Source organism: Brevundimonas sp. (genome assembly GCF_046299595.1).
In the GTDB taxonomy this organism is placed as follows: domain Bacteria; phylum Pseudomonadota; class Alphaproteobacteria; order Caulobacterales; family Caulobacteraceae; genus Brevundimonas.
Genome location: NZ_JBKBHQ010000001.1, coordinates 899,657 through 926,081, shown reverse-complemented (window position 1 = coordinate 926,081; position 26,425 = coordinate 899,657). Strand labels below are relative to the sequence as shown.

Sequence of the window (26,425 nt, the reverse complement as noted above, 5' to 3'; positions counted from 1 at the left end):
GTCCGCGCCACTTAAATCGCGGTAACGTCCGGTCACAGGGCTGCCAACTGAACGCCTGCGAGGGTGCAGCCAGATGCCGCCCGCCCCGGGTCAGGGAAGCGGCGTGTTCGGCTAGCCGTAGCGCACCAGTCTAGCGTGGCGGGGACTAGATCAGCAGCGTCCTTGGGTGCATCGAGAGGGCGGGCGGCATCGAGTGTCAGGTGGCTGCTGGGCCGCGTAATCCGTCCGGCTATTGAAAAGCGTTACTGTCATGTGGCAGCCAAGGATACGGATCGCTGCCTTTCGAGGAAACGATGAACTGGGGTGAGTGGCCTGGGAAGAGTACGACCAATGACGGCGGCTGTGAGCATCCCGCAGCATATCATATGCTTGATGTTGCGGCGGTTGCGGAACGATTGACCGCGCACTTTGACTATCCGCCTGCGCTACGTGATGCGCTCGTGCTGCTTGTCGGGCTACATGACATCGGCAAGATCAGCACGAGCTTCCGTTCAATGCTTCGAGATGGGACGGGGCAGGGTTGGAGGCATTGGGAACTATCCGAAGTCCTGTTCTATCTGCATGACGAACGACTTTCTGCTCGCATTGGCGGTGTGCCGCGTATGCGTCAGGCGCTCTATGCTTCGGTGGCGGGACACCATGGACAGCCTTCCTCTCGGGCGCTCGGATCACTGCCTCTTAGAGGGGGCAACAGACAAGTTTTCATTGCGCGTCGACAGATCGGAGAAGGGGAGGGGCCGGCCGGAGACCTGATTGACGCCTTCTGCGATATGTGGCCCAGGGCGTCGCTGGCGGATCTGGAGCCCGAAAGTGAATCTCTTACGGCCCTGACGTGGTGGCTGCCCGGCCTGTGCGCCGCCGCTGACTGGATCGGCTCGAACACACGCTGGTTCGAGCCAAGGCCGTTCGGTCCCTCGCTTGCTGAATATCTCGCGGATGCACGCAAGCGCGCTGAAGTGGCGGTTGGTGAAGCGGGCCTTGAGGGTGCGCGGGTATTGGATGGCAGCATTTTCGACTTCGACTTGCGGCCCATGCAGCAAGCCTGCAGTGACATAGCGTTGCCAGGCGAGCGACCGGTCCTGGCGATTATTGAGGAAGAGACTGGAGCGGGTAAGACCGAGGCAGCCTTGATACTGGCGCAGCGCATGATCGCTGCCGGGAAGGGCAGAGGCTTTTTCTTTGCCTTGCCGACAATGGCAACGGCTGATGCCATGTTCGCGCGTGCAGCCAGGGCGGTGGGGCGTATGCTCCACGCCCCCTCGCTCACTCTTGCGCACGGCCGGTCAGGACTGTCAGAGGGCTTTCGCCGACTGGTGACCGACACGCGATCAGGCAATCGTGAGGAGGATGAGCCCAACTGCGCCGACTGGCTGGCGGAAAGTCGCCGCCGCGCGCTGCTGGCAGATGTTGGCGTAGGCACGATCGACCAGGCTCTGCTCGCGGTCTTGCCTGTCAGGCACCAGGCTTTGCGCCATTTCGCCCTGTCGTCGAAGATACTGATCGTCGACGAGGTCCACGAAATGGGGGAGCCTTACATTGCCAAGGAACTGGTCGAACTCCTGAGGATGCACCGAGCCGCAGGGGGCTCGGCCATATTGCTCACGGCGACACTGCCGCTGGATCTGCGCGCAAAGCTTCTCTCGACCTATGAGGGCGCCTCGGAGAGCACCGCCTACCCGGCGCTGACCATAGCTGCTGGCGATGCGATCACTGCTTTTCCTGCCGATCCAAGACCGACAAGGGGTGCCGTGCAAGTCGAGCGACTGGATGCTGCGCAAGACGCAGTGCGCCTGATCGTCGAAAATGCGTCCAGGGGCGCGGCCTGCGTATGGATACGCAACGCGGTCGATGACGCCATAACAGCCGTTTCAGCATTACGGGAGACGGGTATCGAGGCGCATCTGCTTCACGCGCGATATGCGCTGGGCGATCGCAAGCGCATTGAGGCGGACGTGTTGGATCGTGCCGGCAGACAGGGGCGCGCGCGCGAAGGGTTCGTTCTGGTCGGCACGCAGGTGCTGGAAGCCTCGCTGGACCTCGACTTTGATGTCATGGTTTCTGACATCGCCCCGGTCGCGGCACTCATTCAGCGCGCAGGTCGACTTTGGCGCCACACGGAAGAGCGCCCGGCTGTATCACGCCCGGTTCCCGCTCCGGTGCTTCATGTGCTCTCGCCTGACCCCGGACATGTGGATGATCCGCGCTGGCTCCACGGCACGCTTGATAGCGGCGCCTGGGTCTATCCAGTCTCGACTGTCTGGCGCAGTGCCCGGGTTCTGTTCTCGACCGGTTTGATCGACGCGCCTGCGGGGCTGCGTGCGCTGATAGAGGCGGTGCATGGCGACGCAGCGGAGCCGGTCCCGGCGCCCCTGCAACAGGCAGAACTGGAGATCGAGGGCAGGAATCTGGCGGCGCAGACGCAGGCAGTTCACAATATCATCAACTGGGCAGAGGGGTATCGTATGGGTGGGCGCGGCAATGATGACGCGCGTTACCCGACGCGGCTGGGTGATGAGCAGGTGGTTCTGGTGCTGGCGCGTCGCGGAGCAGATGGCCTCGAACCTTGGTTCGACGCCGGAGACGACGAAGCCTGGATGCTCTCGGAGGTTTCAGTTGCGAGCAGACGCGTTGCTCGGCTGGAACTGCCAGACCAGGCCGCTCCCGATATTCGCGCGGTCAAGAAGGATTGGCCGACTTGGAAACGGGCCTCGCACATCCTTTGCCCGGTCGAGGAGGGCGGTGCGATCTGCGAGGGCTTGAAGTATGGTAGCGAGCATGGACTGGTGTTCTCAGTCCGATAATCGGTTGGGACTATAGAAAAGTATCGTAGCGCTCGTTACGATTGAAGCGCAACTATAAGCTGTTTTTCTGCGAATCGCAGCCTATTATTCATCTTGGGAGAGCAGGCATGTCGCTCAATCTGATCGACGATGCATGGATTCCCGTCATCTGCGCTGACGGACGGCGGCGGGTCATCGCGCCCTGGCAGATGGCCGAGCCGGACATTCTGGAACCGGGCTGGCCCCGTCCCGACCTCAACATCGCATGTTATGAACTTCTGATCGGGCTGGTCTTTCTCGCCGATCCACCCGCCAATAACAGCGAGTGGGATGGGCGGGCCGCGGGCGATCCCGAGCGGCTGCGAGCGAAGCTCGCGCCCTTTGCTCCGGCTTTCAATCTGATCGGCGACGGCCCGCTTTTCATGCAGGACCTAGAGCCGCTTTCCGGCGATCCCAATCCGGTGGACATGTTATTCATCGACAGTGCCGGGGCGAATACGGCACGCAACAATGCCGACCTCATGGTCCATCGCGGACGATACCCGGCGCTGGATTTGCCGCTGGCGGCGATGGCGATCTACTCATTCCAGTCCTTCGCGCCATCCGGCGGTGCGGGAAACCGCACCTCAATGCGTGGGGGCGGTCCCTTGGTGACGCTGGTTGATCCCGCCGGACATCTCTGGGATCGCGTGTGGGCGAATGTGCCACTGGGGCGGCCGGGCCGCATCGACGATCTGCCCTGGATGCGCCCCACGCGCACCTCTGAAAACGGTGAGCAGACCTTGCCCCCGGAAGGTGAGGTTTTCGGTGTCGAGGCATTCTTCGGCATGCCGCGGCGCCTGCGGCTGGTTACGGATGGGGGAGAAATCACCGGCGTCGTCCAGAGACCCTATGGCACCAACTACGCTCTCTGGAAGCACCCGCTCAGTCCATACTACCGCCTGAAACCCGGCACCGAGTGGTTGCCTCGCCATCCCCGCGCCGGGCGCTTCGGTTATCGCAACTGGCTAGGCATCGTTATCGAGAGTGAGCGCGATGATGAAGCCGAGGCACTCTCCGAACTCGCACATTCTCTGCGTCTGTGGGGGGATCGCCGCGGGGCTGGATCGGTTATCGTTGCGGGCTGGGCGATGGACAACATGAAGCCGCGGGACTTCATCCTCTCCCGGCAGCCATCGCTCCAGCTACCTGAAGATGCGGCCTTCAGGCTGGCCGATCTCGTCGAGGCGGCAGAAGCGGTCGCCGGCGCACTGCGAACTGCCCTGGGTTCGGTGATGGCAGAGGGCGAGACGCGCGATGCGGAGCGCGAGGAATTTTTCCGCGCTACCGAAACCCGTTTTCTTGAACATGTACGCTCGCTTCATGCGGGTAATGATCCTGGAAGCGAGTGGCTGCGTGACCTGGCTACTCAAGCGTTGAGACAATTCGACGCCGTGGCGCTACCTGAACTCTACCGACGTCAAGCCGGCAAGATCGAGAAAATCGTTCAGGCCCGCAAACATTTGAGCATGACGCTGGCTGGCTACGGCAGGAGTGGCGACGCGCTTTTCAGGGTGCTCGGTCTGTCGCTGCCAGACACTAAGAGAGGACAAGCAGCATGAGCGGAACCACGAAGAGCGCACGCCCTGGCGCGGTCGCCATGGGCTGGTGGAGCCAGAATATCGCCCCACGCGAGAATGCGGCGGCGCGTGGTCTTTCGGCCCGTCTGCGCCGCGCCGCCGGGCCGCTGGCCGTACTGTGCGAACCTCAGGTTCACACTCTGGCGAACGATCTTGGGCTGGGGCCAGGTCAGGCGGAGAAGCTGGTGCGGCTGGTATGCCTGCTGGCCGAAGTTCGCGAGCATAATGGCAAGACACTGGCCCAGCAGCTCGGAGGCGCTGAGCCGGTCTTGTCCCGCTCCCGCTTCGAGAGGCTCATCCGGGCGGAGGGCGATGAACTGACCGGCTTGCTGCGACGAGCGATTATCATGGCCGAATGCCGCTGCAATGTCGCCTCGCTCGCCGAGGACATCATCTACTGGAACGACAAGACCCGTAATAAGTGGTGCTTCCATTACTTCGGGGCTGATGCGCCACGCAAGGAAGCACCTGACCACGAACACCCCGGGGGGACGATCGAATGACCACTTTCCTGCAATTTCATCTGCTGACGAGCTATGGCCCATCAAACCCGAACCGGGATGATCAGGGCCGCCCCAAACAGGCCATGGTGGGCGGCGCGCCCCGACTGCGCATGTCGTCGCAGTCACTGAAGCGGGCTTTGAGGGAGAGCGCTTTCTTCGCTCTCGATCTTCAGGGAAACATTGGCACCCGCACCAAGCGTCTGTACGCCCTGCTGGTTGAGCATCTCAGAGAAAAGGGTGTCCCTGAGGGTGACATCCCCAAGGCTGCCGAAACAGCAGCGGCCATTTTCGGTAAGCTTGAAACGTCGAAGAAGGACGAAGGCGCTAGGCTCGCCACAACCCTCGCCTTTATCTCGCCGCAGGAGCGTAAACTTGCTGAGGAACTTGCGGAAAAGGTCGCCGCCGGAGAGGACCTGCCCAAGGAAAAAGACCTGAAAAAAATGGTGCTTCGCAGGGCGGACGGAGCGGTTGACATTGCCATGTTCGGACGGATGCTGGCCGATGACGCCGATTTCAATCGTGACGCGGCGGTGCAGGTGGCCCATGCCATCACCACCCATGCCTCTCAGGTTGAGGAGGACTGGTATTCTGCGGTTGACGACCTGAACAAGGCCGAGGACACCGGGGCTGGGCACCTGGGAGAGACAGGCTATGGCTCGGGTATCTACTACCAGTACGTCTGTATTGACTGCGATCTGCTGATCGAGAACCTCGACGGAGATCGCGAGTTGGCGGTCAGGGCCGTTGAAGCGCTGGCCAGAGCTCTGGCGCAGACCACGCCGCGCGGTAAGCAGAACAGCTTTGCACACCACCCTCGCGCGCATCTGGTACTTGCCGAGGCGGGCAGGCAGGCGCCACGCGATCTTTCCGGTGCTTTCTTCGCCCCGGTCAAGGAGCAGCCCCTGATGGCAAGTTCGGTCAAGGCCCTAGACGAGACACGTGCTGCAATCGATCAGGCTTACGGTCGGGTTTGGGACTCCGATTGCCGCATGGAGGTGGGTGTCGGTGGCACGTTAGATGAAATTGTCCGCTTTGCCGGCGAGACGGTGCGGGCGGCTTGATGCAGCCCTACCTCGTATTCAGCCTGACGGCTTCGATCGGGGCGATGGGCGAGTTGGCCGGGCACGAGCGACGTGGTTCGCTCGTCTGGCCCGCGCGTTCGGCGATCATCGGTCTGCTCGGAGCGGCACTTGGGACCCGGCGCGAGGGGGATTTTTCGGCCCTAAATGCGCTGGAAATCGACATCGCCATCTTCGAGGCCGGCGCGCAACTGCGTGACTATCACACGGTCGAGACCGTTCCATCCACTATGGTCAAATCGGCGAACTCTCGGCCCGAAGCCCTGCGCGCTGCGGGCCGAGGGAAGACCAACACTGCGATCACCATGCGCGATTACCGGACAGGCGTGCTGTATGGTGTTGCTGTCCGCGGTGAGGGGTTGGAGGAGCTGGAGGCTGCGCTGAAGGCGCCACGCTTCACGCTATACCTCGGGCGAAAGTCATGCCCGCTGGCTGCGCCCACCGGCGCGCATATTGTAAATGCCGAGAATGCCGAAACCGCCCTTGCGCGAGTCGCGGTCCCGCGATGGCATGAAGCGCCAGGCGGTGCGGTCGCCACCCATCTGGTCACGTCCGATCCGAACGGCGAAATCGTTCACGACATCCCGCTTGACCGGGGTCTCTGGCACTTCGCGCCCCGCCGTGTTGTCCTGCGCCCGGTCAAGATCGTTGCGGGGGTGAACGCATGACCCTCTTTCTCAGTCGGCTTCGCCTGTCGTCCAGCCCGTCCACCCGTGCGTTATCAGGCCTGCTCAGCCCGCAGGACGGACCACGGCGGCGTTCGGCTCAGCATAACCTGCTGTGGTCAGTTTTCAGTGACGGCCCGGATCGCAAGCGCGACTTTCTGTGGCGTGAAGAGAGCGATGGCAGCTTCCTTGTTCTGTCCGAACGCCCGCCCGCCCAGACGGACCTGTTCGCTCCCCATCAGGTAAAGCCCTTCGCCCCGGTCTTCTCAGCAGGCGATCAGCTCGAGTTTCGCCTGAGGGCTAACGCGACGCGGGCGAAGCCCGGCGGCTCGCGGGTCGATGTCGTGATGGATGCGCTTCATGCCTTGCCCCAGCCGAGTCGTGCTGCTCAGCGCATGCATCTCGCTGGGCAGGAGGGTAGGGCCTGGCTCGAACGGCAAGGAGCATCCTCTGGCTTTCGTGTGATCGAGGCTGTGGCCCATGACTACTTGACAGAAACCCTGCCTGACTCTCGCGGGCGCAGTGATCGTCTTCGCTTTGGCATCCTTGAACTGTCTGGAAAAGTTCAGCTTGAGGATCCCGATGCGTTTCTTGCCCGGATGCAAAGGGGCTTTGGCCGCGCCAAGGCCTTTGGCTGCGGACTGATGCTTGTGCGCAGAGCCAGATGAGCGATGGGGCCAGAAGAAAGGACATGCCTGGCCTTGCGCCACCCAGGCCGATTCCTCTCAAGGACAGAGCCTCGCTGATCTTTGTGGAGCGCGCGCGGCTGGATGTTCAGGATGGCGCTTTCGTTGCGATAAATGCCGATGGGACTCGCACACAAATTCCTGTCGGAGGGCTGGCGGGCATAATGCTCGAACCCGGAGCACGAATATCGCATGCAGCTGTATCGCTTGCCGCGCGTGTTGGCACGCTTATCACATGGGTGGGCGAGGCCGGGGTCCGTCTCTATTCTGCGGGTCAGCCCGGAGGTGCGCGTTCGGACCGGCTGCTGTGGCAGGCCCGGATCGCTCTGGACGATGCGGCTCGGCTCAGAGTCGTACGCAGGATGTATGCATTGCGTTTCGGCGAGGATGCGCCATCGCGTCGCTCCATTGAGCAACTGCGAGGGATAGAGGGCGTGCGCGTGCGCGAAAGCTATCGACACCTGGCCGCACAATATGGTGTCAAATGGAATCGCCGCCGCTACGACCCATCCGATTGGGAGGCCTCGGATATGCCCAATCGATGTCTGTCGGCAGCGACAGCCTGTCTTCACGGCCTGACTGAGGCTGCGGTTCTGGCTGCAGGTTATGCGCCGGCAATCGGTTTCCTGCACACGGGCAAGCCGCTCTCGTTTGTTTATGACATTGCCGATCTCTTCAAACTGAAAACAGTGGTACCCGAGGCATTCCGGATCGCGGGCCTGGCAGAAAAGGGTAGGCTCGACATGGCGCCTGATCGGGCCGTGCGTCTGGCCTGCAGGGATTCCTTCCGCCGCGAGGGTCTGCTTGGCAAACTTATTCCCGCCATTGAGGACGTGCTTTCGGCGGGTGAACTGCCGCGCCCTGAGGTGCCTAAGGAGGCTATGCCGGTGGCGTTCGAAGAAGGGCAGTCAGGCGATCCGGGACATCGTAGATGATGGTCGCTGTGCTCTCCAACGCCCCACCCCGACTGCGTGGACGGCTGGCGGCATGGCTGGTGGAAGTGCGCGCCGGTGTCTACGTGGGCAATTATTCCGCGCGCACACGCGAGATGATCTGGGAGCAGATCTTGCTCGGTCTGGATGGTGGTGATGCGGTACTGGTCTGGAAGGCGCCTACAGACCAGGGATATGACTTTCTGACAGCGGGGCGAAACAGGCGGATTCCTGTCGATTTTGATGGCTTGAAACTTGTGGCTTTCCAGGTCTCTGCGGTGCCAGAGTGAGGTGTTTGCTCCGCTGACGATTTTTTGGTGCGGTCTTTGACATTGTGAAAATCATTGTGGCGCAATAGCTTGCAGCAAGAGCGTTCCCCGCGGGCGCGGGGATGAACCGGCTGGCGAGATCGGTCTGGTAGAGGCCCTGCGGCGTTCCCCGCGGGCGCGGGGATGAACCGGCATCCGGTGTGGTCTGACCCTTTCGCTTCCGGCGTTCCCCGCGGGCGCGGGGATGAACCGGGCGAGCCCGGAGACGGTCAGGCTCTGGCAGAGCGTTCCCCGCGGGCGCGGGGATGAACCGGTTTCGCCGTCTTCAAGCGCCTCGCAGATCGCGCGTTCCCCGCGGGCGCGGGGATGAACCGGGCTTCCCGGACGAGCTGGGGCTGGTCTGCGAGCGTTCCCCGCGGGCGCGGGGATGAACCGGCGGAGGCTCGCGAGCTGCGCGCGGTGGCCAAGCGTTCCCCGCGGGCGCGGGGATGAACCGGGCACCTGAACAATGTCGGTCGGCGTATGCAGGCGTTCCCCGCGGGCGCGGGGATGAACCGCCGGTGTTCTGGACCCCGGAGGCGACCTTGGCGCGTTCCCCGCGGGCGCGGGGATGAACCGGCGGCAGAGTCCAGCCCGAGGGTGACGCGCAGGCGTTCCCCGCGGGCGCGGGGATGAACCGGGCAGCTACAGCCTGTTCATCGTGGACCGTGTGCGTTCCCCGCGGGCGCGGGGATGAACCGGCCGGTGCGCTCGTCCACGTTGACGCTGGCACGCGTTCCCCGCGGGCGCGGGGATGAACCGACGCAGCGCATCCGGGGCGGGCTCACGCGGTAGCGTTCCCCGCGGGCGCGGGGATGAACCGACGTTCTGCGGCTCGCACGGGCGGGCATCAAGGCGTTCCCCGCGGGCGCGGGGATGAACCGGCCGGGGGAACCGTCCTCGACCCGTTCATGGGGCGTTCCCCGCGGGCGCGGGGATGAACCGGTCGGCTCGCTGCGTGATGCTCTGCTCGCCAAGCGTTCCCCGCGGGCGCGGGGATGAACCGGGGCGGCCCAGCATGAGTCTGCGCCCCGCCGCGCGTTCCCCGCGGGCGCGGGGATGAACCGCGCAGGGGCACAGTCCAGCCGGGGGCCTCGTAGCGTTCCCCGCGGGCGCGGGGATGAACCGCGCCGAATAACCCGTTCGGCACGCAGAACAGAGCGTTCCCCGCGGGCGCGGGGATGAACCGCACCTCACCCTTGTGGACGTAAGCCAGACCGCGCGTTCCCCGCGGGCGCGGGGATGAACCGGGCGGCGCTCTGGACGAGCTGAGCATCGGTTAGCGTTCCCCGCGGGCGCGGGGATGAACCGGTGGTGGGGTATTTCACAGCACACGTTCCTCGGCGTTCCCCGCGGGCGCGGGGATGAACCGGCGAGCTGCGCCAGTCGCGCCAGCACGCCGAAGCGTTCCCCGCGGGCGCGGGGATGAACCGGGCGATGTAGCTGATCGCAACGCCGCCACCGAGCGTTCCCCGCGGGCGCGGGGATGAACCGGACGGGATGCTGCTGATCCTCGGCTTCTACTTGCGTTCCCCGCGGGCGCGGGGATGAACCGACCAAGCTGCAGTATTTCCGGGCCGTGCGCGAGCGTTCCCCGCGGGCGCGGGGATGAACCGGCCATGATTGCCCAACTTCAGGCAGCCTTCGAGCGTTCCCCGCGGGCGCGGGGATGAACCGTGGGCAATCGGCGTGATGCTCACCGTGTGGATGCGTTCCCCGCGGGCGCGGGGATGAACCGGCGGGTGTCGATGCTTTTCATGGCCGTGCCGGGCGTTCCCCGCGGGCGCGGGGATGAACCGATCGGCATTGGTCAGGCGAACGGTCTGGCCATGCGTTCCCCGCGGGCGCGGGGATGAACCGTACGCCGAGTTCTTCACGACCCTGCTGCGCCGGCGTTCCCCGCGGGCGCGGGGATGAACCGGCCATGGCCCGGTTTGCGCGCGACGTGATCCGGCGTTCCCCGCGGGCGCGGGGATGAACCGGCAAAGCACCCGCGCAGCTGAAACTCGCTGGCGCGTTCCCCGCGGGCGCGGGGATGAACCGTTCTCCTACGGTCGGGCCAACGTCCGCGTGACGCGTTCCCCGCGGGCGCGGGGATGAACCGTCCTTGCCATCGGGGCTGTGCGCCACGCGCACGCGTTCCCCGCGGGCGCGGGGATGAACCGCCGGGTTCTCCTATGAGGACGCGCTGATCGCTGCGTTCCCCGCGGGCGCGGGGATGAACCGTCGGGCGAGCGCCCGATGCGCTTGATGATTTCGCGTTCCCCGCGGGCGCGGGGATGAACCGCACCACGAGGTCAGAAGTTTTGACGAGGCTCAGCGTTCCCCGCGGGCGCGGGGATGAACCGATGGTGTGTTCTGGTTCGGTTCGCAGTATAATGCGTTCCCCGCGGGCGCGGGGATGAACCGGGCGATCAGTTTGCCACTTACGCCTTCTACGCGCGTTCCCCGCGGGCGCGGGGATGAACCGATCGAGGGCATCGCGTTTCGTGGCTGCTCTGTGCGTTCCCCGCGGGCGCGGGGATGAACCGGACGCACCATGGAAGTGCAAACGTTCGGCATTGCGTTCCCCGCGGGCGCGGGGATGAACCGGCTGACCCCGACCTGCTCGCGGCAATCACCAAGCGTTCCCCGCGGGCGCGGGGATGAACCGGCCACGGCGCGCGACCAGGACATTCTGCGCGAGCGTTCCCCGCGGGCGCGGGGATGAACCGCCGAGAAACGCGACAGCGTGGCCAGGGAGCGCGCGTTCCCCGCGGGCGCGGGGATGAACCGAGCGGCATCAACAATCGTTTGCTGACTGCTGCGCGTTCCCCGCGGGCGCGGGGATGAACCGAAAATACGATCATTGGCCAGCCCCCAGCAGATGCGTTCCCCGCGGGCGCGGGGATGAACCGGCCGGATCACCTCGGGCTTCGGGCCGCGCCCCGCGTTCCCCGCGGGCGCGGGGATGAACCCTCCACGAAGGGACACCGCGTGGCGTTCGTATCGCGTTCCCCGCGGGCGCGGGGATGAACCGGTTTCGGCGGATGGCTGGGCGGGTTTGTCTGGGCGTTCCCCGCGGGCGCGGGGATGAACCGCCTGCAGTCGGAGGCGGGCCAGCAGCGCCTTGGCGTTCCCCGCGGGCGCGGGGATGAACCGGTCATGGATCGCCAGTCGAGCGCGCCGCCGATGCGTTCCCCGCGGGCGCGGGGATGAACCGCGCTTGAGAGATGAGGTGATATGTCCGAGCACGCGTTCCCCGCGGGCGCGGGGATGAACCGGCGGCACTTACCGCCCGCGCCAAAATCCGCGCGCGTTCCCCGCGGGCGCGGGGATGAACCGAAACCTTCGGCGATCAGGTCGTGACCATCATGGCGTTCCCCGCGGGCGCGGGGATGAACCGACCCTGGCTGACAGTCTGCGCTCACACTATGCGCGTTCCCCGCGGGCGCGGGGATGAACCGGGCAAGGTGCTGGCGGGCCTGACCCGTCGCCGGCGTTCCCCGCGGGCGCGGGGATGAACCGCGCGAGCCGGATGCGGCGGCGATCAAGGCGGCGCGTTCCCCGCGGGCGCGGGGATGAACCGGATGACGTTCCACCCCCGCTTCCGCAAGAGTTGCGTTCCCCGCGGGCGCGGGGATGAACCGCCGTCACTCCTGCTCCCGGTGACAAGGCCAGTGCGTTCCCCGCGGGCGCGGGGATGAACCGGCGTTCAGGAACATGAACAAACATTTGTTTATGCGTTCCCCGCGGGCGCGGGGATGAACCGCACTACAGCCGCGCGTGGAACATCACCTCTTCGCGTTCCCCGCGGGCGCGGGGATGAACCGCGCACGAAGGGCTGGCGGATGCCGCCCAACACGCGTTCCCCGCGGGCGCGGGGATGAACCGGCGCGGGCGGCGTGGCTGCTGTGCCTGGCCGAGCGTTCCCCGCGGGCGCGGGGATGAACCGCAGCTCTATCTCGTCGAGGGGGCTCATGATGTGCGTTCCCCGCGGGCGCGGGGATGAACCGATCGGCAAAAGCGCGGGGCGCTGGCTCAGAGGGCGTTCCCCGCGGGCGCGGGGATGAACCGCGACTGGCTGAAGCTCTGCGACCGCGCCGAAAGCGTTCCCCGCGGGCGCGGGGATGAACCGACCGCCCTCATGCGCGCCGCCGCAAACGGATGGCGTTCCCCGCGGGCGCGGGGATGAACCGTTCGCTGAACTGCCACCCCGCCCGTCGAAATGGCGTTCCCCGCGGGCGCGGGGATGAATCGAACTCCACGAATACGCTGGCCGTGCGCTCAGTGCGTTCCCCGCGGGCGCGGGGATGAACCGGACGGTCGGTCTGCCGGTGAGATCGCCGCCATGCGTTCCCCGCGGGCGCGGGGATGAACCGCCGGGCAGGTAGCGTTGCCGGTCGGTGCCGATGCGTTCCCCGCGGGCGCGGGGATGAACCGCCGGGTTGCCGCCCTGCTTCTGATCTCTGCAAGCGTTCCCCGCGGGCGCGGGGATGAACCGGCCACGCAACACGTCCGACCTTAGCGCGAGAAGCGTTCCCCGCGGGCGCGGGGATGAACCGCGGTTCGCCCTCATCCGCGAGGAGGCGGCCAGGCGTTCCCCGCGGGCGCGGGGATGAACCGCGGCGGCCAATGAGTTCCGCGAAAAGTATGGCGCGTTCCCCGCGGGCGCGGGGATGAACCGGTCTCGTGTGAGTGGGGACGTAGCCGAGTTCGGCGTTCCCCGCGGGCGCGGGGATGAACCGCCGTCCCCAGGGCGGTTGCCTTCCAGGTCGGGGCGTTCCCCGCGGGCGCGGGGATGAACCGAACGACGAGCGCCTTCGCAGTGTCATCGGCTAGCGTTCCCCGCGGGCGCGGGGATGAACCGGGTAAGGTTTTCTTCGCCCCCTTCAAGCCGAAGCGTTCCCCGCGGGCGCGGGGATGAACCGGTTTGCCCGCTGAAATGAACGCTAGGACTATTGCGTTCCCCGCGGGCGCGGGGATGAACCGCCATAGCGCACGGGCGCACCGTCGTCGTGGCCGCGTTCCCCGCGGGCGCGGGGATGAACCGTCCTCGGGCGCTGCCCCGCCGCTTGACACATCGCGTTCCCCGCGGGCGCGGGGATGAACCGACGATGACCAGTTCCCCTTGCCTGCCGATACGGCGTTCCCCGCGGGCGCGGGGATGAACCTGAGAGCGGCGACGATGATCTGGGGGGCGCTCAGCGTTCCCCGCGGGCGCGGGGATGAACCGGGTCATCGCGGGCCAGCTCGTCGAGGGTCATGGCGTTCCCCGCGGGCGCGGGGATGAACCGTTGTGGAGTTGAGGTAAGCGCGAGCGGAATCCGCGTTCCCCGCGGGCGCGGGGATGAACCGCGCACGCTCTCCGAGCTGGCCTACGAGGCCGGGCGTTCCCCGCGGGCGCGGGGATGAACCGGGCGGTGACGCATGACCCGCCCCGCCCGCATCGCGTTCCCCGCGGGCGCGGGGATGAACCGATCGAGGTGTCGTTTGAGCTGAGCGGCAACGAGCGTTCCCCGCGGGCGCGGGGATGAACCGGGCTGGCCGCCCATGAGCACCGTCACATCAGCGCGTTCCCCGCGGGCGCGGGGATGAACCGCAGGTCGTCATCATCAACCACCACGTCAGCACGCGTTCCCCGCGGGCGCGGGGATGAACCGGCCATCCAGTGCCCGATCATCGCATTGTCGCAGCGTTCCCCGCGGGCGCGGGGATGAACCGCCCCTGACCGATGCCGAGCGCGGCATGCTGATGCGTTCCCCGCGGGCGCGGGGATGAACCGGCAATCCCGCCCTGTTCCCTAACAGATGGAGCGCGTTCCCCGCGGGCGCGGGGATGAACCGGTGGGCATGGCCGGTAACAGATACGGAGGACCGCGTTCCCCGCGGGCGCGGGGATGAACCGAAAAGCTTCTTCACAGAGGGTGGAGGCCTGAAGCGTTCCCCGCGGGCGCGGGGATGAACCGAAGTCGAGGGCAGGGATGTTGTTGTCGCTGATGCGTTCCCCGCGGGCGCGGGGATGAACCGGCCATCCAGTGCCCGATCATCGCATTGTCGCAGCGTTCCCCGCGGGCGCGGGGATGAACCGGTATGACAGCGATTACATGGGGGCGCGGGCATGCGTTCCCCGCGGGCGCGGGGATGAACCGGCCCACACCCCCCGTCAGCGCCTGATCCTGGCGCGTTCCCCGCGGGCGCGGGGATGAACCGTTCTCCTACGGTCGGGCCAACGTGCGGGTGACGCGTTCCCCGCGGGCGCGGGGATGAACCGGGCCGGGCCATTGCTTACAGCGACGGGGAGCTGCGTTCCCCGCGGGCGCGGGGATGAACCGATGGTCGCCGCGCCAGATCAGGCCTGTCCCTGGCGTTCCCCGCGGGCGCGGGGATGAACCGTGCTCCGGGCTGGGCAGGTTCACAGCCAGAGAGCGTTCCCCGCGGGCGCGGGGATGAACCGAACTTGAGGCCCGCTGCAAAACGCCCACTGACGCGTTCCCCGCGGGCGCGGGGATGAACCGTGCCGGGTGCGCGGCCAGCACCGCGTCGCTTAGCGTTCCCCGCGGGCGCGGGGATGAACCGCCCCCGCCCTGACCCCCGGTCGCGGTCGTGCCGCGTTCCCCGCGGGCGCGGGGATGAACCGGAGAGGGGCGCTTATCGGCGGATTGACTAGCCGCGTTCCCCGCGGGCGCGGGGATGAACCGGTGCTGCCGTTCACGGTGACGGTCGCCATGCTGCGTTCCCCGCGGGCGCGGGGATGAACCGAGCGTGCCCGTATCGAAACCCGGGACCAAATCGCGTTCCCCGCGGGCGCGGGGATGAACCGCAGCGCGAGGAAAAGCGCGGCCACGTCATAGGGCGTTCCCCGCGGGCGCGGGGATGAACCGGCTACCCTGACCTCTGCGATCACCGATGCTGAGCGTTCCCCGCGGGCGCGGGGATGAACCGGATGCCTGCCGTGCCATTGGTATTGGTGGCCAGCGTTCCCCGCGGGCGCGGGGATGAACCGCAGCGCATCGCGGTGGATGTCGAGCCAACCATCGGCCAGCGGACCCGCCCCATCGATCTGGAACGCCTGGGTTCACACGGCCCCGTAGGCGTTCGCAGGTTCATTAGGCTTTGGCCTGCATGTGGGTCCTCACCACGTCCAGCGGAAGCTGAGTTCGGCGCCATGGCTGCGGCTTCGGGTTCCGACCTGTCCGCGATAGCCGGCACCCACAGCCAGGCGGTCGGTCAGGCTCCATTCGGCACCGAAGTTCACGCTGGCTCTGTTGCGCGACCAGCCGTCCATGCGCACCAGATAGACCGGGCTGGAGGTCCAGTCTGCGTAGCGCACTCCCTGTTCTCCCATGGCCTGGAACTCGTGGCTCCACTCGAAGCGCAAATAAGTTGACAGTCTGCCCCGCTCGCGCAGGTCGAACAGCCAGGCCCACGACGCCCCCAGGGTCGCCGACAGGCTGTCCTGCTCAACCGTTTCCCAGCTGAGCGATGCCAGACCCGCACCGGTCTCCGTGAAGGCGTCAAGAGTGATCCAGCGCCCGTCCATTCGCAGATACACGCTGCGCCGCAACTGGCCCAGGTCGGCCATGCGGCCCACCGTGCCCGACACGAAACGCATGTCGCCGGTCCGCTCACCGATCGCAAAGGCGTCGGGTTGTCCGTTCAGGCCGGAGGCCCAGCGCCGGGATTCGAACGACAGATCGCCGTAACCGAAGACGCCGTCGATGAAGATCCCGTCCTCGCTCTGCCAGGGCCTCGTCGGCCCCCATGTTCAGGCAGACCACGCGGTCCACGGAATCATCCATGCCCAGCAGCATGACCTTCTTGTCCGCCGTCGCGGTGCGGCTTATCTCGAACAGATCGAGGCGCGATATGCCAGGAGAAGCGACCAGCAGGGCGCGACCGGCGCTGCGCCACAGGGCCCGGGCGTCGGACCAGGTCGAAAAGTGCATCACCTCTGAGAAAAGCTCCTCAAGCTTTTCGGCCAGGGCAGCCCAGTCCGGCCAGGGGCCTATGGTCACCAGCATCATCGGCTCGCGCAGGGCGAAATCGGCTGTTCTGGCGAAGTGCGGCAGGCCTGAGCCATAGCCCTCTGTGCGGACCGCAGGGCGCAGTGCGCCTTCATGGGTGAGCCCTTCATGGGTGAGCATCGTGCCTGCGCCTGTGGTCTCTGCCGCCACAGCGTGTGCGTACCTCGTCATGTCGCCTCCAACCTCCCTCGGCGGGTTAGGTCACGGTGCGCACCGGGAGGCAGGTTTTCACCTCCGCCGTCGCGCGATCCGAATCCGGCCCGTCGATTGCAACAGTGGAGGATCAGATCACGAGAGCCTGTCATCAGGCTGTCGAGGTCAGCCGATGTCTGTCAGCATGATGTCAGGTGTGATGCACTGTGATCCTGACAAAGATGACAGCTTTCGCATCGCAGATGACACTTGTGATTGCGATCACCTTAGGCTACTGGCATCGCACCGAAGACGAGATAATGATGTTCAACCTACACCCCACCACAGGCATGTACGTGAATCTCGACCGCCAGCCGGTCGAGGGGATTGGCGCGCGCGTGGAGGGTACATAGGTCACGGAAGTCTTCAGGCTTCGGTTTTCCAGAAAACCCCTCCCGCCATCGGCCGGAGGGGTTTCTTGCATTTGCACGATCATCACCCCGCCGTCCGGTTCGGAGGGAACCAGACAGAGGAGATGCCGCGATGAGCGGTTTCAATGTGATCGACGATCCCGGACAGGTGCCCATCAAGGCATGGACGCGGGGTGTGCCCATAGAGGACGCGGCGCTTCAGCAGCTGAAGAACGTGGCCTCGCTGCCGTTCATTCACCGGCACTTGGCTGTGATGCCTGACGTGCACTGGGGCAAGGGCGCGACCGTGGGTTCGGTCGTCCCCACCGTGGGAGCCATCATTCCGGCTGCGGTCGGCGTGGACATCGGCTGTGGCATGATGGCGGTGCGGACCTCCATTCGGGCCGAGCACCTGCCCGATGACCTGTCGGCGATCCGTTCGGCCATGGAGGCGGCGGTGCCCCATGGCCGGACCGACAACGGTGGTCGTAACGACAGGGGTGCCTGGGCCGATGCTCCGCCCGTCAGCGCGCATGCGCGCTGGGAGGCGCTGAAGCCCGGCTACGACGCCATGGTGCAAAAGCACCCCAAGGCGGCGCACCCGCGTGGCTATGGCCACATGGGCACACTGGGAACCGGAAACCACTTCATCGAGCTGTGTCTCGACGAGGCGGGCGATGTGTGGGTGATGCTTCACTCCGGCTCGCGCGGCGTGGGCAACCGCATTGGCACCTATTTCATCGAACGCGCCAAGCACGAAGCGCGGCGCTGGTTCCTGAACCTGCCTGACCAGGACCTCGCCTACTTCCCCGAGGGGTCGGAGGGCTTCATCGACTATGTGCGCGCGGTCTCGTGGGCGCAGCGGTATGCCCTGGCCAACCGCGAGGTAATGATGGATCAGGTGCTGTCGGTGCTGCGTGCGCACTGGCCCGGCTTTCGAACCACGGCCGAGGCGGTGAACTGCCACCACAACTACGTCACCAGGGAGCATCATTTTGGCAAGGATGTTTTCCTGACCCGTAAGGGCGCCGTGTCGGCAAAGCAGGGCGAGCTGGGCATCATCCCCGGCTCCATGGGAGCCAGGTCGTTCATCGTGCGCGGCAAGGGCAATGCAGAAAGCTTCTGCAGCTGCTCGCATGGTGCCGGCCGGGCCATGAGCCGCGCCGAGGCCAGGCGGCGCTTCACGGTCGAGGATCACGTCCGTGCCACCGAAGGGGTCGAGTGCCGCAAGGATGCCGCCGTAATCGACGAGACGCCGATGGCCTACAAGGACATCGATGCGGTCATGGCGGCCCAGTCCGATCTGATCGAAGTGGTGCACACCCTGCGTCAAGTGGTGTGTGTAAAGGGATGACAAAGGCCGGTCGTGCAGCGATGTGCGGCCGGTTTTTGTCATTCGGGGTGAATGGCGGTGGGTGAGAGTCTACGAACGAACTCTCTCGTCGAAGCCCTGAGAAAGCCCACGTTTCCGAGCGTTGCATCGATGGCTAAATTAGCTAAATCTCTTCGCAGGGCGGGAGATTCGTATGCGCACCTTTACGGCTGCAGAGGCAAAGAACAAATTCGGTGAAATGGTTGATCAGGCGCGATCCGCGCCGGTCGCCATTACCAAGTACGATCGGCCTGTGTTGGTCGTCATGGCGTTCGAGGAATTCGAGCGGTTGCAGGCTCTCGACAGTGCCCCCCGGAGCTCCAAATGAATCCCGTAGAGATCGAAGAAGCCGTATCCAATCTTGCCCTCGAGCCCTTTGACCAGGCCGAGTTCCCTTACCAGTTCCTGCGGGCCTTCGGTCAGAAGGATACGGCGCTGGCGCGGCTGCGCGCCGGAAACACAAACCAATCCGATGTGCCGGGAGCAATTCTCCAGCGCGGGAACATCCATATCGCCGCCTGCGATCCCGGCGCGGTGGATGAGACACTGAAAGCCCTGCGCGAAAGCCCCAAAACTACATCGCAGAAGGCCAAGTTCATCCTTGCCACTGATGGTGAGGCCTTCCTGGCCGAGGACATGAACGGCGGCGGCACCGTGGCCTGCGCCTATTCCGAGTTTCCCGACCACTTCGGCTTCTTCCTGCCGCTCGCCGGGATCACCACGGTCGAGCAGATCCGGGAAAGCTCGTTCGACATCAAAGCAACTGGGCGGCTCAACAAGCTCTATGTCGAGCTGCTGAAGAACAACCCGGACTGGGCCCGCCGCTCGGCAGACATGAACCACTTCATGGCGCGGCTGATCTTTTGCTTCTTTGCCGAGGATACCGACATCTTCCTGGGCGAAGGGCTGTTCAGCAAAACGATCGAGCAGATGAGCGCGCGGGATTCGTCCGACACGCACATCGTGATGGCCGAGATATTTCGGGCGATGGACACCAAGCCCGAGACCCGCGAGGCGGTTGGCATCAAGCCGTATGCCCGGAAGTTTCCCTATGTGAACGGGCAGCTGTTTTCGGGCAGCACGGAATGCCCGCGATTCAGCAAGATTGCCCGCTCCTACCTGCTGCACATCAGCAGCCTGAACTGGAAGAAGATCAACCCCGACATCTTCGGCTCGATGATCCAGGCCGTGGCCGACGATGAAGAGCGCGGCGCGCTCGGCATGCACTACACCTCCGTGCCCAACATTCTGAAAGTACTAAACCCGCTCTTCCTCGATGACCTGCGCGAAAAGCTGGAAGAGGCCGGCGACAACGGCCGCAAACTGCTGAACCTGCGCAACCGCATGGCGAAGATCCGGGTGTTTGATCCTGCCTGCGGATCGGGCAATTTCCTGGTCATCGCCTACAAGGAAATGCGGGCGATCGAGGCAGAGATAAACAAGCGGCGTGGCGAGCCTGATCGGCGCAGCGACATTCCGCTCACCAACTTTCGCGGCATCGAACTGCGAGATTTCCCGGCCGAAATTGCCCGGCTGGCGCTGATCATTGCCGAATACCAATGCGACGTGCTCTATCGCGGCCAGCAAGAGGCGCTGGCCGAGTTTCTGCCGCTCGACAGCCAGAACTGGATCACCTGCGGCAATGCCCTGCGGCTGGACTGGCTAAGCATCTGTCCACCGACTGGCACCGGTGTAAAGGTGCGGGCGAATGATCTGTTCAGTTCGCCGCTGGATCAGGCCGAAATCGACTTTGAGAACGAAGGTGGAGAGACCTACATTTGCGGCAACCCTCCATACGTGGGGGACAAGAAACAGACCGCTGAGCAGCGTGAGGATATGAGCCTGATATTCTCCGCCCGCTGTCCGCAATGGAAATCCTTAGATTACGTGGCTGGTTGGTTCATGAAGGCCGCGGATTACGCGCAGCACACAGACTCGGCGAGTGCATTTGTGACGACGAATAGCATCTGCCAAGGCCAGCAAGTTGCTCTTCTGTGGCCGCTGATTTTTTCGACACAGCGGGTGATACACATCGCTCACACTAGCTTCAAATGGTCCAATCTCGCCAGCCACAACGCTGGAGTCACGGTTGCGATCGTAGGGCTCGCCGCGCCGTCAAGTTTGCCTCGCCGAATTTTCTCCGTCAGCGACGAGGGTCTTACGACAATTAAAGATTGCGGCAACATTAACGCTTACCTGATTGATGGGCCAAATATATTTGTACAGAAGAGCACAAAGTCCATTTCGGAACTTCCAAAGATGACTTTGGGCAATGTGCCATATGATGGGGGCAACCTTTTGTTGGATGCCCAAGAGGCAAACGAAGTCATACAATCCTCAAATCTATATCGAGATTTCGTAAAAAAGTTTTTCGGCTCGGCTGAGTTCATACGAGGCGTATGTAGGTACTGCCTTTGGATTCCAGACAAAAGGCTTGAGGAAGCCATGGCCCTTTCAGAGATAGAGGGGCGCGTTGCGCGGGTTAGGGAAATGCGCCTTGCCTCTACAGACGCGGGAACAAGAGCGCTGGCTGCAAAACCCCATCAGATGCGTGAAATGAACAAAGGGTTGAGCCACACGATTGTCGTACCTCGGGTGAGCTCAGAAAACCGTCCATTTTTGCCTGTTGGTTTGGCAGACGCGGATACCGTCATCGGCGATAAAAACTACGCGATGTATGATGCTCCTTTGTGGAGTATCGCACTGATCGCGTCTCGCCTGCATCTGGTTTGGATTGGCACGGTTTGCGTCAGGCTCCGAACAGACTTTTCCTATGGCAGCACCCTCGGCTGGAATACCTTCCCGGTCCCCACGCTAACTGATCAAAATAAGGCAGACCTCACCCGCTGCGCGGAAGACATCCTCCTCGCCCGCGAAGCGCATTTCCCGGCGACAATCGCAGACTTGTACGATCCGGAAACAATGCCGGAAGACCTGCGCGCCGCACATGAGCGTAACGACGAAATGCTGGAGCGCATCTACATTGGGCGACGGTTCCGCAATGACACCGAACGACTAGAAAAACTGTTCGATCTCTACACAAAGATGACGGTCAAAGCTGGCCCGACAAAGGGCAAGAGGAAAGTCGCATGACAACTAGCAAGCCCATTCCCGCGGTCAGCTTCCAGACCGCGCGTACCGGTGTTTCGGCCAAGGCCAATGCGCTGGGCATGCGCCCGATGCAGGAACGCGCCTATAACAAGCGCGGCGAGCAGTACCTGCTGATCAAATCGCCCCCTGCCTCAGGCAAGTCCCGCGCGCTGATGTTCATTGCGCTCGACAAGTTAGCCAATCAGGGGCTGAAACAGGCGATCATCGTCGTCCCGGAAAAGTCGATCGGCGGCAGCTTTGCCGATGAACCGCTCAGCCAATACGGCTTCTGGGCGGACTGGGCGGTGAAGCCGCAATGGAACCTGTGCAATGCGCCGGGGCTGGACGAGGAAAAGGTAGATCCGTCCAAGGTCAAGGCCGTTGGCCAGTTCCTGGCAAGCTACGACAAGGTGCTGGTCTGCACCCATGCGACCTTTCGCTTTGCGGTGGAGGCGCTGGGCGTGGAGGCCTTTGACGATCGCCTGATCGCGGTGGACGAGTTCCACCACGTTTCCGCTCATCCCGACAATCGTCTGGGTGCGCAGCTCGCCGCCTTCATCGCGCGGGACAAGGCCCACATCGTCGCCATGACCGGCAGCTATTTCCGGGGCGACGCCGCTCCCGTGCTGACGCCTGAAGACGAGGCGAAGTTCGAAACCGTCACCTACACTTATTACGAGCAGCTCAACGGGTATGATCACCTGAAGGCGCTGAACATCGGCTACTTCTTCTATACCGGCCGCTACCTTGAAGCGATCGAGCATTGTCTTGATCCAAGCCGCAAGACGATCGTCCACATCCCGTCTGTCAATGCGCGTGAGAGCACGAAGGACAAGGTGACTGAGGTCAACGAGATACTCCACTATCTAGGCAAATGGACCGGGGCTGACCCAGTGACGGGTTTCGAGCTGGTCGCCCAGCCCGATGGCCGAGTGCTCAAGATCGCGGATCTGGTCGATGACAGCGATCCCGCCCGCCGCGCGCGGGTGCTGGCGGCGTTGAAGGACCCGGCGCACAAGAATGACCGCGATCATGTCGACATTATCATTGCGTTGGGCATGGCGAAGGAAGGGTTCGATTGGATCTGGTGCGAACACGCGCTGACGGTCGGCTATCGTTCCAGCCTGACCGAGATCATCCAGATCATCGGCCGCGCCACCCGCGATGCACCGGGCAAGGAGGTCGCCACCTTTACCAACCTGATCGCCGAGCCAGATGCCTCCGAAGCCGCAGTGGCGGATGCTATCAACGATACGCTGAAGGCGATCGCCGCCAGCCTTCTGATGGAACAGGTGCTGGCACCGCGCTTCACCTTCACCCCCAAGAACAAGGGGCCTTTGCCAGACTTCGATTATGGCCCGGACGGCTATCAGGAAGGTAAGGCCAATGTCGGCGTCCGCGAAGGAACCGGTCAGCTCCACTTCGAGATCGCCGGGCTGATCGAGCCCAAGAGCCCCGAGGCCAGCCGGATCGTACAGGAAGACCTGAATGAAGTGATAGCCGCCTTCGTTCAAACCAAGGCGGTCGCCGAGCGCGGCATGTTCGACGAAGAAACCCCGCCGCAGGAACTGACACAGGTCGCGATGGGCAAAATTGTTCGCGATCGGTATCCCGAACTTTCAGCCGAGGATCAGGAGGCAGTGCGCCAACATGCAATTGCGGCGCTAAACCTCACCCAGAAAGCCAAAGGCCTAGTCATGGCAGCGGCTGGCGATGAGGATAGCGAAATCCGCGCCAATACATCCTTGCTGGATGGGGTGCGCCAGTTCGCAATGGATGTGCGTGAGCTCGACATCGACCTCATCGATAGCATTAACCCATGGCAGGCCGCCTATACCGTGTTGGCCAAGGCCATGGACGAAAACACGCTCAAACAGGTGCAGGCTGCGATTTCTGCAAAGCGGACCAAGATAACGCCCGAGGAGGCCAAGGAACTGGCCGGGCGCGCGGTTCGCTTCAAAAAGGAACGGGGACGCCTGCCTTCAATAACCTCTACCGATGCCTGGGAGCAGCGGCTGGCCGAAGGTGCTGCCGCCTTCATGCGCTACAAGGAGGAAGGCCGCTATGAGTGACCTCGACCTTGATGAATTGGCTGGCGAACTCGCGGACTTCGCGCCGGCGAAGAAAAAGCAGGCAACCTATACCCCGCGTGAAGAGCGGATCATCGCCGGGTTCGAGGATATCGAACGCTTCTATGAAGAGCATGGGCGTCTGCCCGTGCATGGCGAGGATCGGGATATTTTCGAACGGCTCTATGCCGTGCGGCTGGACCGGCTGCGCGAACTGGACGAATGCCGGACCTTGCTGACGTCGTTCGACAAGCATGGCTTGCTCGATCGGGTTGAAGCGGCTGGCGGCGAGGCACAAGAGCTCGATCCCGATGACCTGATGGCTGAACTGGCTGGGCTTGGTGAAGGCGATGACATCACCCAGCTCCGCCATGTCCGGTCAGCCGAGGAAAAGCGAGCCGCCGAGGAAGTCGCCCGGCGTGAAAAATGCATGGACTTTGAAAAGTTCGAGCCACTGTTCAAGCAGGTGAAAGACGAACTGGCGAACGGCACACGCGTAACCCGCCCATTCGAACTAAAGGCCGAAATCCGCCCTGGCGCGTACTTCATTGTCTTCGGCCAGATTTGCTACGTTGCCGAGATGGGGGAGATATTCACCAACCCCCAAGGCCGGACCGATGCCCGTTTGCGGGTGATCTTCGACAACGGCACCGAAAGCGGAATGCTGATGCGCTCCCTCCAGCGCCAGCTCAACGAGGATGATGCGGGGCGCAGGATTACTGACCCGTCACCGGGGCCTTTGTTTGCGGACCAAGCGGAAGAGGGGGAGACCGAGACCGGGACGATCTATGTCCTGCGCAGCAAGTCCGGTCATCCGGTCGTCGCCGAACACCGTGAGGTCATGCACAAGATTGGCGTGACTAGCGGCGCGGTTGAGACCCGGATCGCCGGCGCCGAGAAAAGCTCGACTTACCTGCTGGCAGGGGTTGAAGTAGCTGCGACCTACAAGGTCTACGGCGTGAACTGCCAGAAGCTGGAAAACCTGCTGCACAAGGTGTTTTCCGCGGCGCAGATCAACCTCTCGATCCCCGATCGGTTCGGGCACATGGTCAAACCGCGTGAGTGGTTCCTCGTACCCCTGAACGTTATCGACGATGCCGTGAAAAGGATCCGGGACAGGTCGATTCTTGAGTATCGATACGATCCGCAAAGTGCCTCGCTGGTTCGCCACGGAGAGGCAGAATGACCGAAGCGCGGATTTACAACGTCTACTGCGACGAGAGCTGTCATCTCGAACACGACGGCGTGCCGGTGATGGCCTGGGGTGCAGTCTATTGCCCCACAGATGCGATCCGCGCAGTCACCGACAACATCCGAGCACTAAAGTCTGCCTATGGCATGGCCTCGTCCTTCGAGGCAAAATGGACGAAGGTCTCACCCGCCAAGAAAGACTTCTATCTGGCACTCATCGACCTTTTCCTTGCCGATGATCGACTCCGATTTCGTGGTCTGGTGGTCCCTGACAAAGGGCTATTGGATCATGCGCGCTTCGACCAGTCCCATGATGACTGGTACTACAAAATGTATTTCACCATGCTCAGCAAGATTTTCTGTGCACCGCATCGGTATCGCATTTATCTCGACGTGAAAGATACGCGAGGTGGGCCAAAGACCCGCAAGTTGCACGATGTGCTGGCCAACAGCCTCTACGACTTCAGCCGGGAGTCCATTGAACGCGTGCAGCAGGTGCGCAGCCATGAAAGCGAACTGCTACAGCTGGCCGACCTATTGATCGGGGCGCTCACCTATGCCAACCGTGGCCTTGCGAGTAGTCCAGCGAAAACTGCGATCATTGCCCGACTTCAGGAAGCTCTTGGGCCAGATGCTCTGACTCGCACATCCACCTTCGCTGCCACCAAGTTCAACATCCTGCACTGGCGTCCGCGGGAGACGGCTGGATGACGCCACCCGATTTGATCCCGTTCACCGCTTTTGGCGGCGATTGGGCTCGCTATGAGAACGAACTCTACGACATTTTCATTAATGAGATCGCGCGCGGCGGTCTCACCTTTCGGGATGCTCGGGTAAATTGTCGTCGCTCACCCGAAACTGCGGGACGATGGGCGGCTTTCTGGCACCTGGTGCAAGAAGGGCGCGTGGAGGACGACCGCACACCTGATCTTCGGCGTTGCGAACGTATCCGCTGGGTACGTTGGATGATTGAAAATGCGCTTAGCCATGCCGAGATCGACGAATGGCAGAATACTCGCGGTACTGAGGTCAACACGCTACTGTGGTATCGTGAGGAATATCTGGTGGTTTTGGCGCAGCGCCAGGATTACTGGCTGTTGCGGACCGCCTACTGCACGGACAAGAGCGGCAGGATCAGGCAGCTTCAAAAGGAGCGCGATGCCTTTCGCCGGGCCAACCTGCCGTAGGCTCTAAAACGGCTGAAGCCGCCCAAGCTAGCCCGGGCGGCCTCGAATGCTCCTCCTACGCATGGCAGGTGAGACAGCCGATAGATCGAACTTTTCGGATCCGATGTCAAGAAAATCCGAAATCGGCTCCGTTGCAGGGTCAGTTTGAGATCACCCAATCCGCGCCTTGGCTGTCTTCCTGAACACCACGCTCCCGATACCGGTCAACGCCAGCACGACGGTCAGGACGTCGGCCTGGGTCAGCCCTTCGGGTAAAATGTCGAGCGCTGCGGCCACGCCCCACAGGCTGCCGATGACGCCGGTCCAGATGGCCTTGGATGCCCACCAGGGTTTCAGTTCTTCCATGTCGTTTCTCCATAACAAAGCCCGCTGGCATAGCGAGCGGCCGGGTTGATGA

General features: G+C 63.7%; 19 protein-coding genes and 1 CRISPR repeat array. Of the genes, 16 read left to right on the top strand and 3 right to left on the bottom strand.

Annotated elements, in window-relative coordinates:
• The first annotated feature begins 293 nt into the window (after positions 1-293).
• The 8 genes from cas3 to cas2e all read left to right on the top strand — a co-directional run bounded on the left by cas3 (position 294) and on the right by cas2e (position 8,554).
• Positions 294-2,801: a CRISPR-associated helicase Cas3' gene (cas3, locus tag ACK4E3_RS04670; protein WP_409697047.1), complete on the top strand. Its 2,508-nt coding sequence runs from the start codon at positions 294-296 to the stop codon at positions 2,799-2,801.
• A gap of 107 nt (positions 2,802-2,908) precedes the next feature.
• Positions 2,909-4,381, top strand: coding sequence for a type I-E CRISPR-associated protein Cse1/CasA (casA, locus tag ACK4E3_RS04665; RefSeq protein ID WP_409697044.1), 1,473 nt, complete (start codon positions 2,909-2,911; stop codon positions 4,379-4,381).
• On the top strand, positions 4,378-4,902 hold the full coding sequence (gene casB, locus ACK4E3_RS04660; RefSeq protein ID WP_409697041.1) for a type I-E CRISPR-associated protein Cse2/CasB: 525 nt from the start codon (positions 4,378-4,380) through the stop codon (positions 4,900-4,902). Before casA ends, casB begins: the two co-directional genes overlap by 4 nt.
• Positions 4,899-5,963, top strand: coding sequence for a type I-E CRISPR-associated protein Cas7/Cse4/CasC (cas7e, locus tag ACK4E3_RS04655; RefSeq protein WP_409697038.1), 1,065 nt, complete (start codon positions 4,899-4,901; stop codon positions 5,961-5,963). The genes casB and cas7e overlap by 4 nt, the downstream gene beginning before the upstream one ends.
• The gene (gene cas5e / locus ACK4E3_RS04650; RefSeq protein ID WP_409701070.1) at positions 5,963-6,649 is read left to right on the top strand and encodes a type I-E CRISPR-associated protein Cas5/CasD; all 687 of its coding nucleotides are present in this window, start codon (positions 5,963-5,965) and stop codon (positions 6,647-6,649) included. Before cas7e ends, cas5e begins: the two co-directional genes overlap by 1 nt.
• Positions 6,646-7,314, top strand: a complete 669-nt coding sequence (gene cas6e / locus ACK4E3_RS04645; protein ID WP_409697035.1) for a type I-E CRISPR-associated protein Cas6/Cse3/CasE — start codon at positions 6,646-6,648, stop codon at positions 7,312-7,314. Before cas5e ends, cas6e begins: the two co-directional genes overlap by 4 nt.
• Positions 7,311-8,267 carry a type I-E CRISPR-associated endonuclease Cas1e gene (cas1e, locus tag ACK4E3_RS04640; RefSeq protein WP_409697032.1) on the top strand — a complete coding sequence of 319 codons (957 nt, stop codon included), beginning with the start codon at positions 7,311-7,313 and terminating at the stop codon, positions 8,265-8,267. The genes cas6e and cas1e overlap by 4 nt, the downstream gene beginning before the upstream one ends.
• Positions 8,264-8,554, top strand: coding sequence for a type I-E CRISPR-associated endoribonuclease Cas2e (cas2e, locus tag ACK4E3_RS04635; protein WP_409697029.1), 291 nt, complete (start codon positions 8,264-8,266; stop codon positions 8,552-8,554). Before cas1e ends, cas2e begins: the two co-directional genes overlap by 4 nt.
• Positions 8,555-8,634: 80 nt before the next feature.
• Positions 8,635-15,556: direct repeats of the CRISPR family, unit length 29 nt; unit sequence GCGTTCCCCGCGGGCGCGGGGATGAACCG.
• A 129-nt stretch (positions 15,557-15,685) separates the two neighbouring features.
• Here the strand turns inward: cas2e and ACK4E3_RS04630 are convergent.
• Positions 15,686-16,246, bottom strand: coding sequence for an autotransporter domain-containing protein (locus ACK4E3_RS04630; protein ID WP_409701067.1), 561 nt, complete (start codon positions 16,244-16,246; stop codon positions 15,686-15,688).
• Complete coding sequence (locus ACK4E3_RS04625; RefSeq protein ID WP_409697026.1) at positions 16,179-16,748, bottom strand: hypothetical protein; 570 nt, start codon at positions 16,746-16,748, stop codon at positions 16,179-16,181. The genes ACK4E3_RS04630 and ACK4E3_RS04625 overlap by 68 nt, the downstream gene beginning before the upstream one ends.
• 188 nt (positions 16,749-16,936) lie before the next feature.
• Here ACK4E3_RS04625 and ACK4E3_RS04620 point away from each other — a divergent pair, with 188 nt between their 5' ends.
• The 8 genes from ACK4E3_RS04620 to ACK4E3_RS04585 all read left to right on the top strand — a co-directional run bounded on the left by ACK4E3_RS04620 (position 16,937) and on the right by ACK4E3_RS04585 (position 26,028).
• Complete coding sequence (locus ACK4E3_RS04620; protein WP_409697023.1) at positions 16,937-17,122, top strand: hypothetical protein; 186 nt, start codon at positions 16,937-16,939, stop codon at positions 17,120-17,122.
• A gap of 130 nt (positions 17,123-17,252) precedes the next feature.
• Positions 17,253-18,473: an RtcB family protein gene (locus ACK4E3_RS04615; protein WP_409697020.1), complete on the top strand. Its 1,221-nt coding sequence runs from the start codon at positions 17,253-17,255 to the stop codon at positions 18,471-18,473.
• Between the two features lie 172 nt (positions 18,474-18,645).
• Positions 18,646-18,819 carry a type II toxin-antitoxin system Phd/YefM family antitoxin gene (locus tag ACK4E3_RS04610; protein ID WP_145071959.1) on the top strand — a complete coding sequence of 58 codons (174 nt, stop codon included), beginning with the start codon at positions 18,646-18,648 and terminating at the stop codon, positions 18,817-18,819.
• Complete coding sequence (locus tag ACK4E3_RS04605; RefSeq protein ID WP_409697016.1) at positions 18,816-21,584, top strand: class I SAM-dependent DNA methyltransferase; 2,769 nt, start codon at positions 18,816-18,818, stop codon at positions 21,582-21,584. Before ACK4E3_RS04610 ends, ACK4E3_RS04605 begins: the two co-directional genes overlap by 4 nt.
• Entirely contained in the window at positions 21,581-23,653 is a 2,073-nt protein-coding gene (locus tag ACK4E3_RS04600) for a DEAD/DEAH box helicase (RefSeq protein ID WP_409697013.1), read from the top strand. The genes ACK4E3_RS04605 and ACK4E3_RS04600 overlap by 4 nt, the downstream gene beginning before the upstream one ends.
• A complete protein-coding gene (locus tag ACK4E3_RS04595; protein ID WP_409697010.1) occupies positions 23,646-24,836 on the top strand; it encodes a GIY-YIG nuclease family protein in 1,191 nt (396 codons plus the stop codon). The genes ACK4E3_RS04600 and ACK4E3_RS04595 overlap by 8 nt, the downstream gene beginning before the upstream one ends.
• The gene (locus ACK4E3_RS04590) at positions 24,833-25,552 is read left to right on the top strand and encodes a DUF3800 domain-containing protein (RefSeq protein ID WP_145071963.1); all 720 of its coding nucleotides are present in this window, start codon (positions 24,833-24,835) and stop codon (positions 25,550-25,552) included. The genes ACK4E3_RS04595 and ACK4E3_RS04590 overlap by 4 nt, the downstream gene beginning before the upstream one ends.
• Positions 25,549-26,028 (top strand): hypothetical protein, encoded by a 480-nt coding sequence (locus ACK4E3_RS04585; protein ID WP_409697007.1) that lies wholly within the window; start codon positions 25,549-25,551, stop codon positions 26,026-26,028. The genes ACK4E3_RS04590 and ACK4E3_RS04585 overlap by 4 nt, the downstream gene beginning before the upstream one ends.
• A 150-nt stretch (positions 26,029-26,178) precedes the next feature.
• Here the strand turns inward: ACK4E3_RS04585 and ACK4E3_RS04580 are convergent, their stop codons facing one another.
• Positions 26,179-26,373, bottom strand: a complete 195-nt coding sequence (locus ACK4E3_RS04580) for a hypothetical protein (RefSeq protein ID WP_409697004.1) — start codon at positions 26,371-26,373, stop codon at positions 26,179-26,181.
• Between the last annotated feature and the right edge of the window lie 52 nt (positions 26,374-26,425).

Bases quoted from the DNA above. Each gene is read 5' to 3' on its own strand.
- cas3 (WP_409697047.1), top strand. From the start codon at position 294: ATGAACTGGGGTGAGTGGCCTGGGAAGAGTACGACCAATGACGGCGGC.
- casA (WP_409697044.1), top strand. From the start codon at position 2,909: ATGTCGCTCAATCTGATCGACGATGCATGGATTCCCGTCATCTGCGCT.
- casB (WP_409697041.1), top strand. From the start codon at position 4,378: ATGAGCGGAACCACGAAGAGCGCACGCCCTGGCGCGGTCGCCATGGGC.
- cas7e (WP_409697038.1), top strand. From the start codon at position 4,899: ATGACCACTTTCCTGCAATTTCATCTGCTGACGAGCTATGGCCCATCA.
- cas5e (WP_409701070.1), top strand. From the start codon at position 5,963: ATGCAGCCCTACCTCGTATTCAGCCTGACGGCTTCGATCGGGGCGATG.
- cas6e (WP_409697035.1), top strand. From the start codon at position 6,646: ATGACCCTCTTTCTCAGTCGGCTTCGCCTGTCGTCCAGCCCGTCCACC.
- cas1e (WP_409697032.1), top strand. From the start codon at position 7,311: ATGAGCGATGGGGCCAGAAGAAAGGACATGCCTGGCCTTGCGCCACCC.
- cas2e (WP_409697029.1), top strand. From the start codon at position 8,264: ATGATGGTCGCTGTGCTCTCCAACGCCCCACCCCGACTGCGTGGACGG.
- ACK4E3_RS04625 (WP_409697026.1), bottom strand. From the start codon at position 16,748: ATGACGAGGTACGCACACGCTGTGGCGGCAGAGACCACAGGCGCAGGC.
- ACK4E3_RS04615 (WP_409697020.1), top strand. From the start codon at position 17,253: ATGAGCGGTTTCAATGTGATCGACGATCCCGGACAGGTGCCCATCAAG.
- ACK4E3_RS04610 (WP_145071959.1), top strand. From the start codon at position 18,646: ATGCGCACCTTTACGGCTGCAGAGGCAAAGAACAAATTCGGTGAAATG.
- ACK4E3_RS04605 (WP_409697016.1), top strand. From the start codon at position 18,816: ATGAATCCCGTAGAGATCGAAGAAGCCGTATCCAATCTTGCCCTCGAG.
- ACK4E3_RS04600 (WP_409697013.1), top strand. From the start codon at position 21,581: ATGACAACTAGCAAGCCCATTCCCGCGGTCAGCTTCCAGACCGCGCGT.
- ACK4E3_RS04595 (WP_409697010.1), top strand. From the start codon at position 23,646: ATGAGTGACCTCGACCTTGATGAATTGGCTGGCGAACTCGCGGACTTC.
- ACK4E3_RS04590 (WP_145071963.1), top strand. From the start codon at position 24,833: ATGACCGAAGCGCGGATTTACAACGTCTACTGCGACGAGAGCTGTCAT.
- ACK4E3_RS04585 (WP_409697007.1), top strand. From the start codon at position 25,549: ATGACGCCACCCGATTTGATCCCGTTCACCGCTTTTGGCGGCGATTGG.
- ACK4E3_RS04580 (WP_409697004.1), bottom strand. From the start codon at position 26,373: ATGGAAGAACTGAAACCCTGGTGGGCATCCAAGGCCATCTGGACCGGC.